Genomic DNA, 227 nt, shown 5'->3' on the forward strand with positions numbered 1-227 from the left:
AGGACGTCACCGTCGACGTCCGGCCCGTGAACGCCGCCAAGGGTGCCGACGTGAAGGCGGCCGGGCAGGTCTCGGTCGCGTTCGCCGACGGTGTCCTGCGGGTCACCGGCGCCCCCGCCAAGAACAAGATCCTCGGCGACCACGGCTCCGTCGAGGTGACCGTCCAGCTCCCGGCCGGCTCCCGCGTCGAGGCCAAGGGCGCCGCCGCCGAACTCCGCGGCGTCGGA

Annotated in this window: 1 pseudogene; it reads left to right on the top strand. The window is 74.4% G+C overall.

Going from position 1 to position 227, the window contains the following annotated elements:
- A pseudogene (locus tag IF00_RS0140670) lies at window positions 1–227 on the top strand (DUF4097 family beta strand repeat-containing protein); the annotation flags it as partial.

Origin of the sequence: Streptomyces flavochromogenes (genome assembly GCF_000717595.1) — a bacterium.
Taxonomy (GTDB): Bacteria; Actinomycetota; Actinomycetes; order Streptomycetales; family Streptomycetaceae; genus Streptomyces; species Streptomyces flavochromogenes.